We start from the raw sequence: 15,316 nt of genomic DNA, 5'->3' as shown, positions 1-15,316 counted from the left end.
ACCTGTATCCCGGAGAAAAATGGCAGGAAATGGTCAACAGACATTGACCTTGACGACAAGAAAGCCGTCACCGCAGAACCGCCGTTGGGCACTGGCCTGCGGGGTCGGTATGCTAGCATAGCCGCCCCGCTAATCACTCATTCCTGCGACGTGAAGCGTTCTCAGGATGACCATGAATTGTTCGAGAGTTCTGTCGATGACCAATCCTGCCCTGATTGATGAACTGAAGACCCTGGTCGAGCCTGGCAAGGTCCTGACCGATGCCGACTCCCTGAACGCGTACGGCAAGGATTGGACCAAGCACTTCGCCCCGGCGCCGAGCGCCATCGTGTTTCCCAAGACCATCGAGCAAGTGCAGGCCATCGTCCGCTGGGCCAACGAACATAAAGTGGCGCTGGTGCCGTCGGGTGGGCGCACCGGACTTTCCGCCGCTGCCGTCGCCGCCAATGGCGAAGTGGTCGTGTCGTTCGACTACATGAACCAGATTCTCGACATCAACCTCACCGACCGCACCGCCGTGTGCCAGCCGGGCGTGGTCACCGAGCAACTGCAGAACGCGGCCGAAGAACATCACCTGTACTACCCGGTGGACTTCGCTTCCGCCGGTTCCAGCCAGATTGGCGGCAATATCGGTACCAATGCCGGCGGGATCAAGGTCATTCGCTACGGCATGACCCGCAACTGGGTGGCGGGCATGAAAGTGGTCACTGGCAAGGGCGATGTGCTGGAACTCAACAAGGACCTGATCAAGAACGCCACCGGTTATGACCTGCGCCAGTTGTTCATCGGCGCCGAAGGCACCCTCGGCTTTGTGGTCGAAGCCACCATGCGTCTGGATCGTGCACCGAAAAACCTCACCGCGATGGTCCTCGGCACCGCCGATTTCGACTCGATCATGCCGGTGCTCCACGCCTTCCAGGGCAAACTCGACCTGACCGCATTCGAATTCTTCTCCGACAAGGCATTGGCCAAGGTCATGGGCCGTGGCGATGTCCCGGCACCGTTCGAGACCGACTGCCCGTTCTACGCCTTGCTGGAATTCGAGGCGACCACCGAAGAAGTGGCCAACAGCGCCCTTGAAACCTTCGAACATTGCGTGGAGCAGGGCTGGGTGCTGGACGGTGTGATGAGCCAGAGCGAAACCCAGTTGCAGAACCTGTGGAAGTTGCGCGAGTACATCTCCGAAACCATCTCCCACTGGACGCCGTACAAGAACGACATCTCGGTCACCGTGTCGAAAGTCCCGGCGTTCCTGCGGGAAATCGACGCGATCGTCGGCAAACACTACCCGGATTTCGAAATCGTCTGGTTCGGCCATATCGGCGACGGCAACCTGCACCTGAACATCCTCAAGCCGGACAACCTGAGCAAGGACGAGTTTTTCGCCAAGTGCGCCACCGTCAACAAGTGGGTGTTCGAAACCGTCGAGAAGTACAACGGTTCGATCTCCGCCGAACACGGCGTGGGCATGACCAAGCGCGACTACTTGACCTACAGCCGCTCGCCGGTGGAAATCGAATACATGAAAGCGGTCAAGGCGGTGTTCGACCCGAACGGCATCATGAACCCGGGCAAGATCTTCGCGGTTTGATTGGCAATCCCTGATGAATCAATGAAGGCAGGAGTCGGTAATGAGCTATCAGCACCAGTATGTCGACGGTACGCGGATTCATTTTCCGCTGGGGAAAGTGGTGTGCATCGGCCGTAATTACGCCGAGCACGCCAAGGAACTGGACAACCCGGTCCCTACCGAGCCGCTGCTGTTCATCAAGCCGGGCAGTTGCGTGGTGCCGCTGGAAGGCGGTTTCAGCATTCCGACCGAGCGCGGCTCCGTGCATTACGAAGCGGAAATCGCCGTGTTGATCGGCAAGCCTTTGTCGACCAAACCGAGCCGTGAAGAGGTGCTGGACGCCATCTCCGGTTTCGCCCCGGCGCTGGACCTGACCCTGCGCGACAAGCAGGCCGAACTCAAGTCCAAGGGCCTGCCGTGGGAAATCGCCAAGTCGTTCGACGGCGCGGCGGTAATTGCCCCGTTCGTGGCTGGCAGCACTTTTGCCGACCTGACCGACATCGGCATCCGCCTGACCATCAATGGCGAAGTGCGCCAGGACGGCAACAGCAGCGCGATGCTCAACCCGATCGTGCCGATGATCCAGCACATGGCCGGCTGCTTCTCGCTGCAGGCCGGTGACGTGATCCTGACCGGCACGCCGGTGGGCGTGGGCCCGCTGAACGTTGGCGATGACATCGTGCTGGAACTGCCGGGCGCCAGTCGCTTCACCAGCAGCGTGCGCTGACTGCAACACTGAAATACCTTTGTGGGAGCCAGCCTGCTGGCGATGACGGACCGTCAGTTGATGTTTCATTCGACTGATGCACCGCCATCGCCAGCAAGCTCGCTCCCACATTTGTTTTTGTGGTGCCGTCCGCAAAGGCATAAGGCAATCCGGCCATTTGCCGTTTTTTTCACATCTTGTCCGGATAATTCCGGTCATCCTGGCGTCTGAGCCGGCCTCTTTGTGCTATTACCCATAGCCTGAATTTTCGGAACGCGTCCTCTGATGTCATCTCAAACTCAGCTCAACCCTGCCCGTCGTTCACGTTTCGCCCTGCGCTGGTATTACTGGCTGTTGCTGGTGGTCGCTGTCGCGTACGGTCTGGCGCATGCCATGCATTGGGATGACCGCGGCCTGCTCTGGGTGCGCGAGCGCTTTGAAAGCCCCACCGAGCGCAAGGAAAGTGTCTGGCTGCCGGACTATCGGGTGGTGATCGACGCCAAACTGCTGCCGGGCATGGAAAAGGACGAGGCCTCGGACCTGTCCTACGACCCGCAGACCAAGACCTTGTTTTCGGTGATGGGCAAGAATCCGTTCCTGGTCGAGCTGACCTTGCAGGGCGACGTGCTGCGCAAGATGCCGCTGGTGGGCTGGATCAACCCGGAAGGCGTGACGGTCATGGGCAACGGCTTGCTGGCCATCGTCGACGAGCGTGAGCACATGCTGTCGATCGTCAAGGTCGATGCCGATACCCGCGAGCTGAAGCGCGACGATTTCCCGAAATACGACCTCGGCCCGTCGAAAAACCAGAACAAGGCCTTCGAAGCCATCACCTGGGACGCCCGCAATCAACAGTTGTTGCTGGGCGAAGAGCGTCCACCGGCGCTGTTCACCTGGAAAAGCGACGGCAGCCAGACCCTCACCGGCGACAAGCAGAAACTGCCGAACGACGATCTGGACATCCGCAACCTCTCGGCGCTGGCGATTGACCCGCGTACCGGCCATACCCTGGTGCTGTCCGCCGACTCGCACCTGCTACTGGAACTGGACGAGAAGGGCGAGCAAGTCAGCTTCATGACCCTGCTCGGCGGTTTCAACGGTCTGAAGAACACCATTCCCCGCGCCGAAGGCGTGACCATGGACGAGCAGGGCACGCTGTACATGGTCAGCGAGCCGAACCTGTTCTACCGCTTCGAAAAGCAGAAATAACCAGCCCGCCGCCGCAAGGTTGTCGTTCCGGGCAAGTGGCCTTTAAGCTTCGATTCAGACAGGCGTGATATTTCATCCGCCTGTTTTGATCCCGAGCCCTGTCCGCATGCGTCGATTTGCCCGTCCCAAGCCACTTCTGATCATCCTTTCGGTGATTGCCCTGATCGTACTGATTGCGATCGGCCAATACCTGCGTCTGTTCGAGCGCGCCTGGTTCAACCTGCAAAGTCACTGGCAGCCCCACAGCATTGAAGCGATCAATCTGGATCAGTACCGCGTGGACATCGAGGCCCGGACTATTGAGGGGTTGAACGACGATGTCTCCGCGCTGACCTTCGATCCGGTGCGCAAGAGCCTGTTCACCGTCACCAACAAGAATGCCGAGCTGATCGAGCTGTCGCTGGAGGGCCGGATCCTGCGCCGTGTCGCACTGATCGGCTTCGGCGATGCGGAGGCGGTGGAGTTCATCAGCGCCGACACTTACGTGATCACCGACGAGCGCCAGCAGCGCCTGATCAAGATCCACCTGGAGCACGACACCACGTTCCTCGACGCAGCGGACGCCGAGCAGATGACACTCGGCGTGCACATGAGCGGCAACAAGGGTTTCGAAGGTCTGGCTTACGATTCAGTGGGCAAGCGCCTGTTCGTGGCCAAGGAGCGCGATCCGATGCTGATCTACGAAGTGCACGGCTTTCCGCACTTCAACCCGGAAAAGTCCTACGCGGTGCATGTGATCAACAACCCCAAGCGCGATGCCGGGATGTTCGTGCGCGATCTGTCGAGCCTGCAATACGACGAGCGCAGCGGCCATCTGCTGGCGCTGTCGGACGAGTCGCGGCTGATTCTGGAGCTGGATGTGGACGGGCGCCCGTTGAGCACGATGTCGTTGAACGGTGGCCGGCAAGGATTGAAGAAAACTGTGCCGCAGGCGGAAGGCATCGCGATGGATGACGACGGGACGTTGTATCTGGTGAGCGAGCCGAATCTGTTTTACGTCTTCAGAAAGCCTGCGCAGAATTAACCAACACCCCAAAACCACTGTGGGAGCCAGCCTGCTGGCGATGAGGGAATGTCAGACGACGGCTACGCAGACTGATATACCGCTATCGCCAGCAGGCTGGCTCCCACAGGTCTTACTTCTACCCGCGAATTGCAGGCAGCCTGAGATTACTCGGCCTTCAGGGTCTTCACGCCTTCACTCGTACCCAGCAACAGCAGATCCGCCGGACGCGCCGCGAACAGGCCGTTGGTGACCACGCCGACGATCGCATTGATCTGCGCTTCCAGCTCCACCGGGTTGGTGATCTGCAGGTTGTGCACGTCGAGGATGATGTTGCCGTTGTCGGTCAGCACGCCTTCACGGTAGACCGGGTCGCCGCCCAGCTTCACCAGTTGGCGGGCGACGTGGCTGCGAGCCATCGGAATCACTTCCACCGGCAGCGGGAACGCGCCGAGCACCGGCACCAGTTTGCTGCCGTCGGCGATGCAGATAAAGGTCTTGGCCACGGCCGCGACGATTTTCTCGCGGGTCAGGGCTGCGCCGCCGCCCTTGATCAGGTTCAGGTGCTCGTCGCTTTCGTCGGCGCCGTCGATGTAGAACTCCAGGTCGCTGACCGTGTTCAGTTCGTACACCGGAATCCCGTGGCCCTTGAGGCGCGCGGCGGTGGCTTCGGAACTGGCGACCGCGCCATCGAACGCACCCTTGTGCTGGGCGAGGGCGTCGATGAAGCAGTTGGCGGTGGAGCCGGTGCCGACGCCGATGATGCTCTTGTCGTCGAGTTTCGGAAGGATGAAGTCGACGGCGGCCTGGGCCACGGCCTGTTTGAGTTGATCCTGGGTCATGCGGGCTCCGGAAGCGGGCAAGGTAAGAACGGAAAGGCCGGCATTATAGCCGCAAGCCGGGCTAAAACCTCTGCAATCGTGTGGTCGTCCGGCCGAAAGCCGGGTTAGACTCGTTGGTCCCGCCCAATCGCCAGTGATGCTTTCCGATGCTCGAACAGTACGTCAAGAAGATCCTCACCTCGCGCGTTTATGACGTTGCCGTAGAAACCCCGCTGCAGAACGCTCGCCAGCTCTCCGAGCGGCTGGGCAACGACATCTGGCTCAAGCGCGAAGACTTGCAGCCGGTGTTCTCGTTCAAGATTCGCGGCGCCTACAACAAGCTGACCCAGTTGAGCGACGAAGAACGTGCCCGTGGCGTGGTCACCGCGTCGGCGGGCAACCATGCGCAGGGCCTGGCCCTGGCGGCGAAAGTGCTGGGCGTGAAAGCGACCATCGTGATGCCCAAGACCACCCCGGAGATCAAGGTCGAAGGCGTGCGTTCCCGTGGCGGCAAAGTGGTGCTGCACGGGGATTCGTTCCCGGAAGCCCTGGCCTACTCGCTGAAACTGGTCGATGAAAAAGGCTACGTCTACATCCACCCGTACGACGATCCGCACACCATTGCCGGGCAGGGCACCGTGGCGATGGAAATCCTGCGCCAGCACCCGCAGCCACTGGACGCGATCTTCGTGCCGGTGGGCGGCGGCGGCCTGATCGCCGGCATCGCGGCTTACGTGAAATACCTGCGGCCGGACATCAAGGTCATCGGCGTCGAGCCCGACGACTCCAACTGCCTGCAGGCAGCGATGGCGGCGGGCGAACGCGTGGTGCTGCCGACCGTGGGCATCTTCGCCGACGGCGTAGCGGTGGCGCAGATCGGCCAGCACACGTTCGATATCTGCAAGGATTACGTCGATGAAGTGATCACCGTCAGCACCGACGAAATCTGCGCAGCGATCAAGGACATCTACGACGATACCCGTTCGATCACCGAACCGGCCGGCGCCCTGGGCGTGGCCGGGATCAAGAAGTACGTCGAACAGCGCGGCGTCAGCGGCAAGACTTTCGTCGCCATCGATTCCGGCGCCAACGTCAACTTCGACCGCTTGCGCCACGTTGCCGAGCGCGCCGAGCTGGGCGAGGGCCGCGAAGCGATCATCGCCGTGACCATTCCGGAGCAGGCCGGCAGCTTCAAGGCGTTCTGCGAAGCCATCGGCAAGCGCCAGATCACCGAATTCAACTACCGCTACAACACCGGCAGCGAAGCGCACATCTTCGTCGGCGTGCAGACTCACCCGGAAAACGACCCTCGCAGCGCACTGCTGGCGAGCCTGACCGAGCAGGGGTTCCCGGTGCTCGACCTCACCGACAACGAACTGGCCAAGCTGCATATCCGCCACATGGTCGGCGGACGTGCGGCGCAGGTGGTCGACGAAGTGGTGCTGCGCTTCGAGTTCCCGGAGCGTCCGGGCGCGCTGTTCAACTTCCTCAACAAGCTCGGCGGGCGCTGGAACATCTCGATGTTCCACTACCGCAACCACGGCGCGGCGGACGGTCGTGTGGTCGCCGGCCTGCAGGTGCCTCACGACGAGCGACATCTGGTTCCCGCAGCACTGGCGGAAATCGGCTACCCGTACTGGGACGAAAGCGACAACCCGGCCTATCAGCTGTTTCTTGGCTGAGCGGCTACGCTGATGGGCAGGCCATAAGGAAATTCGACAATGGAAACGTTAACTGCCCTGAAAACGGCGCACATGGTCGCCACCGTGGTTTTGCTGGCGAGTGCGCTGGGGCTGGGCGTCTGGGTTTTACTGGCCCGGCGCAAGGGTGATGTGACGGCGGGCAGCCGCACCTTGCAGCGGCCGCGGGTGTTCGTCTGGCTGCTGATGGGCCTGGCGTTGCTGAGCATGCCGTTCACTGGCTGGTGGATGGTACATCTGGTGGGCTGGCCGCTGGGGCAGACGTGGATTCTGGCCTCCAGCGTGCTGTACACCGTGGCGGCGCTGGCGTGGTTCTGGCTGCTGGTGCGCTTGAACCGCTTGCGCAAGACGCCGGGCGGCGTCGGCCGGTTCAGCTTTGCCCTGGCGCTGTTCAGTTTTGTCTGCTTTGTCGCGATTGCCGGATTGATGGGCGCCAAGCCGGTTTAAGGCCCGGCGCCCGATCTCGAGATCAATCGCGCAGCGAGATGACCGGCCAGCCACGCTTCTCGGCTTCAGCGCGCAGATTCGGATCCGGATCAACAGCGACCGGATTCACCACCTGCTCCAGCAGCGGCAAGTCGTTCATCGAGTCACTGTAGAAATAGCTGTCTTCCAGCGAATGCCCGGTCTCTTCCAGCCAGCGATTCAGGCGCGTCACCTTGCCTTCGCGGAAGCACGGCACGTCGGTGCTGCGCCCGGTGTAGCGGCCGTCCTGCATCTCGCACTCGGTGGCGATCAGGGTTTCAACGCCCAGGCGCACGGCAATCGGTGCGGTGACGAAACGGTTGGTGGCGGTGATGATCACCAGTTTGTCGCCGGCGTCGCGGTGCTTTTTCAGCAGTTCGACGGCTTTTGGCAGCATCAATGGCTCGATGCAGTCGCGCATGAAGTCGCTGTGCCATTGCTCGAGCACGGCCATGTCGGTGCGGCCGAGGATTTCCAGGCAGAAGTTCAGGTACGCGGCGTTATCCAGTTTGCCCGCCAGGTAATCCTGGTAGAACTCGTCGTTGCGCGCCTTGTAGGCGATCGGGTCGAGGAAGCCGCGTTCGCACAGATAGTCGCCCCAGGCGTGATCGCTGTCGCCGCCCAGAAGGGTGTTGTCCAAATCGAATAAAGCCAGGCGCATTGCAGTTACCCGCTGAAAAGTCAGTAAAAAGGCCACAAGAATACGGTCTTTTCACAAGAGTGCACATAAGCTCGGAACCTTCGTTGCCGCCTTCACAAGCTTTGTGGAACAATGCGGCGACATGCGTTTGCGAGGTTGTTGCCGTGATCGACCCCGATGGTTTCCGTCCTAATGTCGGGATCATTCTGACGAATGACGCCGGACAGGTGCTATGGGCTCGCCGTATCAATCAAGATGCCTGGCAGTTTCCACAGGGAGGAATCAATCCCGAGGAGACGCCGGAAGACGCCTTGTACCGCGAGTTGAACGAAGAAGTGGGCCTGGAACGCGAAGATGTTGAAATTCTCGCCTGTACCCGGGGCTGGTTGCGCTATCGTTTGCCGCAACGTCTGGTGCGAACCCACAGCCAACCGCTGTGCATCGGCCAGAAACAGAAGTGGTTTCTCCTGCGCCTGATCTCCAACGAGCAGCGGGTGCGGATGGATTTGACCGGTAAACCGGAGTTCGATGGCTGGCGCTGGGTCAGCTATTGGTATCCGCTGGGCCAGGTGGTGACATTCAAGCGCGAGGTGTATCGCCGCGCTCTCAAAGAGCTTGCCCCGCGCCTTTTAGCGCGCGACTGACGACGGAGTTCGACCCCGAGCCATGCTCAATACGCTGCGCAAGATCGTCCAGGAAGTTAACTCCGCCAAGGATCTCAAGGCGGCGTTGGGGATTATTGTGTTGCGCGTCAAAGAGGCCATGGGCAGCCAGGTCTGCTCGGTCTATCTGCTTGATCCCGAGACCAACCGCTTCGTCCTGATGGCCACCGAGGGCTTGAACAAGCGCTCGATCGGCAAGGTCAGCATGGCACCCAACGAAGGTCTGGTCGGCCTGGTCGGCACGCGTGAAGAACCCCTGAACCTCGAAAACGCCGCGGATCACCCGCGCTACCGCTACTTCGCCGAAACGGGCGAGGAGCGCTACGCCTCGTTCCTCGGGGCGCCGATCATTCACCACCGCCGCGTCGTCGGCGTGTTGGTCATCCAGCAGAAAGAACGCCGCCAGTTCGATGAAGGTGAAGAAGCCTTCCTCGTGACCATGAGCGCGCAGCTCGCCGGCGTAATCGCCCACGCCGAGGCCACCGGGTCGATCCGTGGTCTGGGCCGTCAGGGCAAGGGCATCCAGGAAGCCAAGTTCGTCGGTGTTCCGGGCTCGCCGGGTGCGGCGGTCGGTACGGCGGTGGTCATGTTGCCGCCAGCGGACCTCGATGTCGTGCCGGACAAGACTGTCGACGACATCGATGCCGAAATAAAACTGTTCAAGAAGGCGCTTGAAGGCGTGCGCGCCGACATGCGCAACCTGTCGACCAAACTGGCCACCCAGTTGCGCCCCGAAGAACGCGCGTTGTTCGACGTGTACCAGATGATGCTCGACGACGCGTCCCTTGGTAACGAAGTCAAAACCGTGATCAAGACGGGTCAGTGGGCTCAGGGCGCGCTGCGTCAGGTGGTGACCGACCACGTCAACCGTTTCGAATTGATGGACGATGAATACCTGCGTGAGCGGGCGTCGGATGTGCGTGACCTCGGTCGCCGTCTGCTGGCCTACCTGCAGGAAGACCGCACGACCAACATGGTTTTCCCCGACAACACCATTCTGGTCAGTGAAGAGCTGACCGCCACCCAGCTCGGTGAAGTGCCGGAAGGCAAGCTGGTGGGGCTGGTCTCGGTACTGGGTTCGGGTAACTCCCACGTCGCGATCCTGGCCCGGGCCATGGGTATTCCGACGGTGATGGGTGTGGTCGACTTGCCGTACGCCAAGGTCGATGGCATCCCGATGATCGTCGACGGGATCAAGGGCGAAATCTACACCAACCCGAGCGAAGTGCTGATCAAGCAATTCGCCGACGTGGTGGAAGAAGAGAAACAACTGGCGCTGGGCCTCGATACCCTGCGCGACTTGCCGTGCGTGACCCTCGACGGTCACCGCATGCCGCTGTGGGTCAACACCGGCCTGCTGGCGGACGTGGCGCGGGCGCAGAAGCGTGGTGCCGAAGGTGTCGGTCTGTACCGCACCGAAGTGCCGTTCATGATCAACCAGCGCTTCCCGAGCGAGAAGGAACAGCTGGCGATCTACCGCGAGCAGCTCGCCGCGTTTCACCCGCAACCGGTGACCATGCGTACGCTGGACATCGGCGGTGACAAGGCGCTGTCGTACTTCCCGATCAAGGAAGACAACCCGTTCCTTGGCTGGCGCGGGATCCGCGTCACCCTCGACCACCCGGAAATCTTCCTGGTGCAGACCCGTGCGATGCTCAAGGCCAGCGAAGGCCTGAACAACCTGCGGATCCTGTTGCCGATGATCTCCGGCATCCACGAGCTCGAAGAAGCGCTGCACCTGATCCACCGGGCCTGGGGCGAAGTGCGCGACGAAGGCACCGATGTGCCGATGCCGCCGGTGGGCGTGATGATCGAGATTCCGGCGGCGGTCTACCAGACCAGAGAGTTGGCGCGGATGGTGGACTTCCTGTCGGTGGGTTCCAACGACCTCACCCAGTATCTGCTGGCCGTGGACCGCAACAACCCGCGCGTGGCCGACCTCTACGACTATCTGCACCCGGCGGTGCTGCAAGCCTTGCAGATCGTCGTGCGCGACGCCCATGCCGAAGGCAAGCCGGTGAGCATCTGCGGCGAGATGGCCGGTGATCCGGCGGCAGCGGTGCTGTTGATGGCGATGGGCTTCGACAGCCTGTCCATGAACGCCACCAACTTGCCGAAGGTGAAGTGGATGCTGCGTCAGATCAATCTGAGCAAGGCGAAGGATCTGCTGGCGGAACTGATGACCATCGACAACCCGCAAGTTATCCACAGCTCGCTGCAACTGGCGCTGAAGAGTCTCGGGCTGTCGCGGATGGTCAAACCGCTCTGAACAGAAGATCGCAGCCTTCGGGCTGCGATCTTCAGAGATTGATCTCCACTTCCCCCAGATGCCCACCGTACGGCCCGAAACTGCGCTCCACCATCCGCCGCGTTCCGTCCGCCTGCACGATCAGCGCCGTACTCGCCCGGGTCCCGTAACTCTGGCTGGCAATAAACACACTCGACAGCAACGACTCGGTCGCCAGCCCCACGCCGGTATCCGGCAGCTCGGCGAAAGGTGCCGTCTGCGCATCCCCCAGCAGCGCGAGCAATTGCTTGGGTTGCGGATCATCCAGCACCGCACTCAATGCCGCCTTGGCCTTGAGCAGTTTCGGCCACGGCGTATCCAGCGCCGCGTTTGAAAGTCCATAAATGCCCGGCTGCAACATCACCGGTTCCGAAGAACGCGCGTTGAAATGCCACAGCTCGTTGGCATTGCCCAGCAGCAGATTGAACCCGGCATATTCCGGCGAGCGGGCGACAACGTCGGACAAATAGTCATCGATGGACAGGTTCCCGGTCAGAAATCCCGCCACCAGTTCACCCCGGGAGCGCCGGGCCGGTGGTTGATGCGGATCGCGGATGTTGGTCAGCGCGGCAAAACGGCCGTTGGCGCCGAGGCCGAGCCAGGTGCCGCCGGCCTCCAGATCCCGTCCGGCATGGACGTGCGGCGACTCGGGCCACTGGGCCAGCGGCAGACTGGGCCGGGCGTAGAACTCGTCACGGTTGGCCGCGACGATCAGCGGCTGGGCATGCCCCGGCCGCCAGGCGAAAACGATCAGGCACATAAGGTGGTCCTTGTGTGTTTTTTGCCCACTCTACGCAGACATCGTCCGTGCATCCATCGCCAGTGGAGCCGAAGGCCATGCATCCGTTACCATGCCGCTCCGGTTTTGGGATGCGCCTCTGGAGGCAGTCATGGAATTTCTGCTCTATCTGGCGCTGGGTGCCTGTGCAGGCGTACTGGCGGGGCTGTTCGGGGTTGGCGGCGGGATCATCATCGTCCCGGTGCTGGTGTTCAGTTTCACCTTGCAGGGTTTCGATCCGTCGATCCTGACCCACCTGGCTGTCGGCACGTCGCTGGCGACGATCATCTTCACCTCGGTCAACGCCGTGCGTGAACATCATCGACGCGGGGCGGTGCGCTGGCCGATTTTCGCCTGGATGACCGTCGGGATCCTGCTGGGTGCCGGTTTCGGCGCGCTGACCGCTGAAGCGATCTCCGGGCCCAACCTGCAGAAGATCATCGGTGTGTTCGCCCTGGTGATCGCGGCGCAGCTGGCGCTGGACGTCAAACCCAAGGCCAGCCGAACGGTGCCCGGTAAACTCGGTCTGACCGTGGCCGGCAGTGTGATCGGCTGGGCGTCGGCGATTTTCGGCATTGGCGGCGGCTCGCTGACCGTGCCGTTCCTGACCTGGCGCAGCGTGCCGATGCAGCAGGCCGTGGCGACTTCGTCGGCCTGTGGCCTGCCGATCGCCTTGGCAAGTGCAATAAGTTTCATGATTCTGGGCTGGCATGATCCGTTGCTGCCGGCCCATAGTCTCGGGTTTGTGTATTTGCCGGCGCTGCTGGGCATTGCGCTGACCAGCATGGTGTTCGCCCGGATCGGCGCGCGGCTGGCGCACAAGTTGTCGCCGAAGTTGCTGAAACGGCTGTTCGCCGCTTTGCTGTTCTGCGTGGGGCTGAGCTTTCTGTTCTGAGGCGTCTGTTCCGAGCAGGCCACAATCCTGGCTTAATCCTGAGGTGGCAGCGTCGCCCGGGAATTTTGAAGATTTGAACTCTAACGAGGAGTCGCAATGCTGCCTTACCCGCAGATCGACCCGGTGGCCTTGGCCATCGGTCCGCTGAAAATCCATTGGTACGGCCTGATGTATCTGGTCGGCATCGGCGGTGCGTGGCTGCTGGCGTCGCGCCGGCTCAACCGTTTCGACCCGACCTGGACCAAGGAGAAACTCTCCGACCTGGTGTTCTGGCTGTCGATGGGGGTGATTGTCGGCGGGCGGCTGGGCTATGTGCTGTTCTACGATCTGAGCGCCTACATCGCCAACCCGACGCTGATTTTCGAAGTGTGGAAGGGCGGCATGTCGTTCCACGGCGGCTTCATCGGCGTGATGCTGGCGGCGTTGTGGTTCGGCAAGCGTAACGGCAAGTCGTTCTTCCAGCTGATGGACTTCGTCGCACCGATGGTGCCGATCGGTCTGGGCGCCGGGCGTATCGGCAACTTCATCAACGCCGAGCTGTGGGGCAAGGCCACCGACGTGCCGTGGGCCATGGTGTTCCCGCCGTTCAGCGACCCGGCGCAACTGCCGCGTCACCCGTCGCAGCTGTATCAGTTCGCGCTCGAAGGCGTGGCACTGTTCCTGATCCTCTGGCTGTTCTCGCGCAAGCCGCGTCCAACCATGGCGGTCTCGGGCATGTTCGCTCTGTTCTATGGCATCTTCCGTTTCATCGTCGAATTCGTCCGCGTGCCGGACGCGCAACTGGGCTACCTGGCCTGGAACTGGCTGACCATGGGTCAGATCCTCTGCGTACCGATGATCATCGGCGGGCTGTTCCTGATCTGGCTGGCCTACCGCCGTGCCCCGTCGGCGCCGGTTGCACCGACAGCTTAAATATTCGAACCCCGGCGCAGTTGGCCGGGGCTCAAGGACACAGGTAACTCATGAAGCAATATCTCGATCTGGTGTCGCACGTCATCAACAACGGCACCAAACAGGCCAACCGTACCGGCGTGAACACCATCAGCTTTCCGGGCGCCATGCTGCGCTTCGATCTGCAGGAAGGTTTCCCGGCGATCACCACCCGCAAGATGGCCTTCAAATCGGCCATCGGCGAGATGTGCGGCTTTCTGCGTGGCGTGAACAACGCCGCCGAATTCCGTGCGCTGGGCTGCAAGGTCTGGGATCAGAACGCCAACGAAAACGCCCAGTGGCTGGCCAACCCGTTCCGTCAGGGCGAAGACGACCTCGGCGAAATCTACGGTGTGCAATGGCGCAAATGGCCGGCGTACAAGCAGATCCCGCTGAGCAACACCGCCGCCATCGAACAAACCCTGAGCAACGGCTACAAGCAGATTGCCCAGGGCGAAGAAGACGGCCAGGCCTACGTGGTGTTGTACAAAGCCATCGATCAGGTGCGCCAGTGCGTCGACACGATCATCAAGGACCCGGGCAGCCGCCGCATACTGTTCCACGGCTGGAACTGCGCCCAGCTCGATGAAATGGCCCTGCCGCCGTGCCATCTGCTGTACCAGTTCCACCCGAATGTCGAGACCAAAGAGATTTCTCTGACCCTCTACATCCGCTCCAACGACCTGGGTCTGGGCACGCCGTTCAACCTCACCGAAGGCGCCGCGCTGCTGAGCCTGATCGGTCGCCTGACCGGCTACACGCCGCGCTGGTTCACCTATTTCATCGGTGACGCCCACGTCTACGAAAACCACCTCGACATGCTCAACGAACAGCTCAAGCGCGAGCCGTTCGCCATGCCGAAGCTGAAGATTTCGGATCGTGTGCCGGAGTTCGCCAAGACCGGTGTGTACCAGCCGGAATGGCTGGAGCTGGTGGAACCGGGCGACTTCTCGCTGGAAGGCTACGAGCACCATGCGCCGATGACTGCGCCGATGGCGGTCTGACAGGCATCAAGCAATACCCCTGTGGGAGCTAGCCTGCTAGCGATAGCGGACTTTCAGTCAACTTCACTGTTGAATCTGATGGCCCTATCGCTAGCAGGCTAGCTCCCACAGTGTTTTGGGGTGGTCTCAATGGCCGTGGCTGCGGCCTACATGGGAATGTTCGATTTCGGTTGCGACAACCCCGCCACTCACTTCCAGCCGCTGCAAGATCCCGCATTGATCCGCCTCCGGCCCTTCGCCACAACGCTGGCGCAGGTCGAGCAGTTGCGTCTGCAACGCCAGCAACCCGTCGATCCGCGCCTTGACGTGCTGGATGTGCTCGTCGATCAGCGCATTCACGCTTTCGCACTGATCCTGCGGGCTGTCGCGCAAGGCGAGCAGGCTGCGGATTTCTTCGAGGGTCATGTCGAGGGTGCGGCAGTTGCGGATGAAGGTCAGGCGCTCGGCGTGGGCCTGGGTGTAGACGCGGTAGTTGCCGTCGCTGCGGGCCGGCTCCGGCAGCAGGTTTTCGCGCTCGTAGTAGCGGATGGTTTCCACGGCGCAATCGGTCTGTTTCGCCAGTTCTCCGATCTTCATGACGGCAATCTCCAAAAGGGTGCTTGACCCTATAGTGGCTACAGGGTCTTTACTTGGCAACAGGCACCTT

Annotated in this window: 15 protein-coding genes; 11 read left to right on the top strand and 4 right to left on the bottom strand. The window is 61.5% G+C overall.

The annotated features are described in order from the left end of the window. The first annotated feature begins 196 nt into the window (after positions 1 to 196). From DLD99_RS27420 to DLD99_RS27405, 4 genes are all read left to right on the top strand, one after another. Positions 197 to 1,591: an FAD-binding oxidoreductase gene (locus DLD99_RS27420; protein WP_085709016.1), complete on the top strand. Its 1,395-nt coding sequence runs from the start codon at positions 197 to 199 to the stop codon at positions 1,589 to 1,591. Positions 1,592 to 1,631: 40 nt separating this feature from the next. Next, a complete protein-coding gene (locus tag DLD99_RS27415; protein ID WP_085709017.1) occupies positions 1,632 to 2,297 on the top strand; it encodes a fumarylacetoacetate hydrolase family protein in 666 nt (221 codons plus the stop codon). Between the two features lie 264 nt (positions 2,298 to 2,561). Further along, entirely contained in the window at positions 2,562 to 3,485 is a 924-nt protein-coding gene (locus DLD99_RS27410; protein WP_114886167.1) for an SdiA-regulated domain-containing protein, read from the top strand. Between the two features lie 106 nt (positions 3,486 to 3,591). Next, positions 3,592 to 4,509: an SdiA-regulated domain-containing protein gene (locus DLD99_RS27405; protein ID WP_114886165.1), complete on the top strand. Its 918-nt coding sequence runs from the start codon at positions 3,592 to 3,594 to the stop codon at positions 4,507 to 4,509. A gap of 146 nt (positions 4,510 to 4,655) precedes the next feature. On the opposite strand, the gene rpiA is transcribed toward DLD99_RS27405, so the two are convergent. Next, on the bottom strand, positions 4,656 to 5,330 hold the full coding sequence (gene rpiA / locus DLD99_RS27400) for a ribose-5-phosphate isomerase RpiA (RefSeq protein WP_114886163.1): 675 nt from the start codon (positions 5,328 to 5,330) through the stop codon (positions 4,656 to 4,658). Between the two features lie 146 nt (positions 5,331 to 5,476). Here rpiA and ilvA point away from each other — a divergent pair, with 146 nt between their 5' ends. Beyond that, positions 5,477 to 6,991, top strand: coding sequence for a threonine ammonia-lyase, biosynthetic (ilvA, locus tag DLD99_RS27395; protein ID WP_114886161.1), 1,515 nt, complete (start codon positions 5,477 to 5,479; stop codon positions 6,989 to 6,991). A 39-nt stretch (positions 6,992 to 7,030) separates the two neighbouring features. Beyond that, positions 7,031 to 7,456: a DUF2269 domain-containing protein gene (locus tag DLD99_RS27390; protein WP_085731523.1), complete on the top strand. Its 426-nt coding sequence runs from the start codon at positions 7,031 to 7,033 to the stop codon at positions 7,454 to 7,456. 22 nt (positions 7,457 to 7,478) lie between these two features. Here the strand turns inward: DLD99_RS27390 and DLD99_RS27385 are convergent, their stop codons facing one another. Next, positions 7,479 to 8,135, bottom strand: coding sequence for a histidinol-phosphatase (locus DLD99_RS27385; RefSeq protein ID WP_114886159.1), 657 nt, complete (start codon positions 8,133 to 8,135; stop codon positions 7,479 to 7,481). 143 nt (positions 8,136 to 8,278) lie between these two features. Between DLD99_RS27385 and DLD99_RS27380 the strand changes: the two genes are divergently transcribed. Next, positions 8,279 to 8,758 (top strand): RNA pyrophosphohydrolase, encoded by a 480-nt coding sequence (locus tag DLD99_RS27380; protein WP_003229203.1) that lies wholly within the window; start codon positions 8,279 to 8,281, stop codon positions 8,756 to 8,758. A 22-nt stretch (positions 8,759 to 8,780) separates the two neighbouring features. Further along, on the top strand, positions 8,781 to 11,045 hold the full coding sequence (gene ptsP, locus DLD99_RS27375) for a phosphoenolpyruvate--protein phosphotransferase (protein WP_114886157.1): 2,265 nt from the start codon (positions 8,781 to 8,783) through the stop codon (positions 11,043 to 11,045). A 31-nt stretch (positions 11,046 to 11,076) separates the two neighbouring features. Here ptsP and DLD99_RS27370 read toward each other — a convergent pair whose 3' ends face one another. Continuing rightward, positions 11,077 to 11,823 (bottom strand): NRDE family protein, encoded by a 747-nt coding sequence (locus DLD99_RS27370; RefSeq protein WP_114886155.1) that lies wholly within the window; start codon positions 11,821 to 11,823, stop codon positions 11,077 to 11,079. Positions 11,824 to 11,953: 130 nt separating this feature from the next. Between DLD99_RS27370 and DLD99_RS27365 the strand changes: the two genes are divergently transcribed. The 3 genes from DLD99_RS27365 to DLD99_RS27355 all read left to right on the top strand — a co-directional run bounded on the left by DLD99_RS27365 (position 11,954) and on the right by DLD99_RS27355 (position 14,670). Then, positions 11,954 to 12,736 (top strand): sulfite exporter TauE/SafE family protein, encoded by a 783-nt coding sequence (locus DLD99_RS27365; RefSeq protein ID WP_085709026.1) that lies wholly within the window; start codon positions 11,954 to 11,956, stop codon positions 12,734 to 12,736. A gap of 96 nt (positions 12,737 to 12,832) precedes the next feature. Next, the gene (gene lgt, locus DLD99_RS27360; RefSeq protein WP_065258902.1) at positions 12,833 to 13,648 is read left to right on the top strand and encodes a prolipoprotein diacylglyceryl transferase; all 816 of its coding nucleotides are present in this window, start codon (positions 12,833 to 12,835) and stop codon (positions 13,646 to 13,648) included. A 50-nt stretch (positions 13,649 to 13,698) separates the two neighbouring features. After that, positions 13,699 to 14,670 (top strand): thymidylate synthase, encoded by a 972-nt coding sequence (locus tag DLD99_RS27355; RefSeq protein WP_114886153.1) that lies wholly within the window; start codon positions 13,699 to 13,701, stop codon positions 14,668 to 14,670. Between the two features lie 126 nt (positions 14,671 to 14,796). On the opposite strand, the gene cadR is transcribed toward DLD99_RS27355, so the two are convergent. After that, positions 14,797 to 15,246 (bottom strand): Cd(II)/Pb(II)-responsive transcriptional regulator, encoded by a 450-nt coding sequence (gene cadR, locus DLD99_RS27350; RefSeq protein ID WP_065258904.1) that lies wholly within the window; start codon positions 15,244 to 15,246, stop codon positions 14,797 to 14,799. Positions 15,247 to 15,316: the final 70 nt, after the last annotated feature.

The sequence above is a fragment of the Pseudomonas kribbensis genome (genome assembly GCF_003352185.1).
GTDB lineage: Bacteria > Pseudomonadota > Gammaproteobacteria > Pseudomonadales > Pseudomonadaceae > Aquipseudomonas > Aquipseudomonas kribbensis.
This window is presented reverse-complemented; position numbering and strand designations above follow the sequence as displayed.

Bases quoted from the DNA above. Each gene is read 5' to 3' on its own strand.
- DLD99_RS27420 (WP_085709016.1), top strand. From the start codon at position 197: ATGACCAATCCTGCCCTGATTGATGAACTGAAGACCCTGGTCGAGCCT.
- DLD99_RS27415 (WP_085709017.1), top strand. From the start codon at position 1,632: ATGAGCTATCAGCACCAGTATGTCGACGGTACGCGGATTCATTTTCCG.
- DLD99_RS27410 (WP_114886167.1), top strand. From the start codon at position 2,562: ATGTCATCTCAAACTCAGCTCAACCCTGCCCGTCGTTCACGTTTCGCC.
- DLD99_RS27405 (WP_114886165.1), top strand. From the start codon at position 3,592: ATGCGTCGATTTGCCCGTCCCAAGCCACTTCTGATCATCCTTTCGGTG.
- rpiA (WP_114886163.1), bottom strand. From the start codon at position 5,330: ATGACCCAGGATCAACTCAAACAGGCCGTGGCCCAGGCCGCCGTCGAC.
- ilvA (WP_114886161.1), top strand. From the start codon at position 5,477: ATGCTCGAACAGTACGTCAAGAAGATCCTCACCTCGCGCGTTTATGAC.
- DLD99_RS27390 (WP_085731523.1), top strand. From the start codon at position 7,031: ATGGAAACGTTAACTGCCCTGAAAACGGCGCACATGGTCGCCACCGTG.
- DLD99_RS27385 (WP_114886159.1), bottom strand. From the start codon at position 8,135: ATGCGCCTGGCTTTATTCGATTTGGACAACACCCTTCTGGGCGGCGAC.
- ptsP (WP_114886157.1), top strand. From the start codon at position 8,781: ATGCTCAATACGCTGCGCAAGATCGTCCAGGAAGTTAACTCCGCCAAG.
- DLD99_RS27370 (WP_114886155.1), bottom strand. From the start codon at position 11,823: ATGTGCCTGATCGTTTTCGCCTGGCGGCCGGGGCATGCCCAGCCGCTG.
- DLD99_RS27365 (WP_085709026.1), top strand. From the start codon at position 11,954: ATGGAATTTCTGCTCTATCTGGCGCTGGGTGCCTGTGCAGGCGTACTG.
- lgt (WP_065258902.1), top strand. From the start codon at position 12,833: ATGCTGCCTTACCCGCAGATCGACCCGGTGGCCTTGGCCATCGGTCCG.
- DLD99_RS27355 (WP_114886153.1), top strand. From the start codon at position 13,699: ATGAAGCAATATCTCGATCTGGTGTCGCACGTCATCAACAACGGCACC.
- cadR (WP_065258904.1), bottom strand. From the start codon at position 15,246: ATGAAGATCGGAGAACTGGCGAAACAGACCGATTGCGCCGTGGAAACC.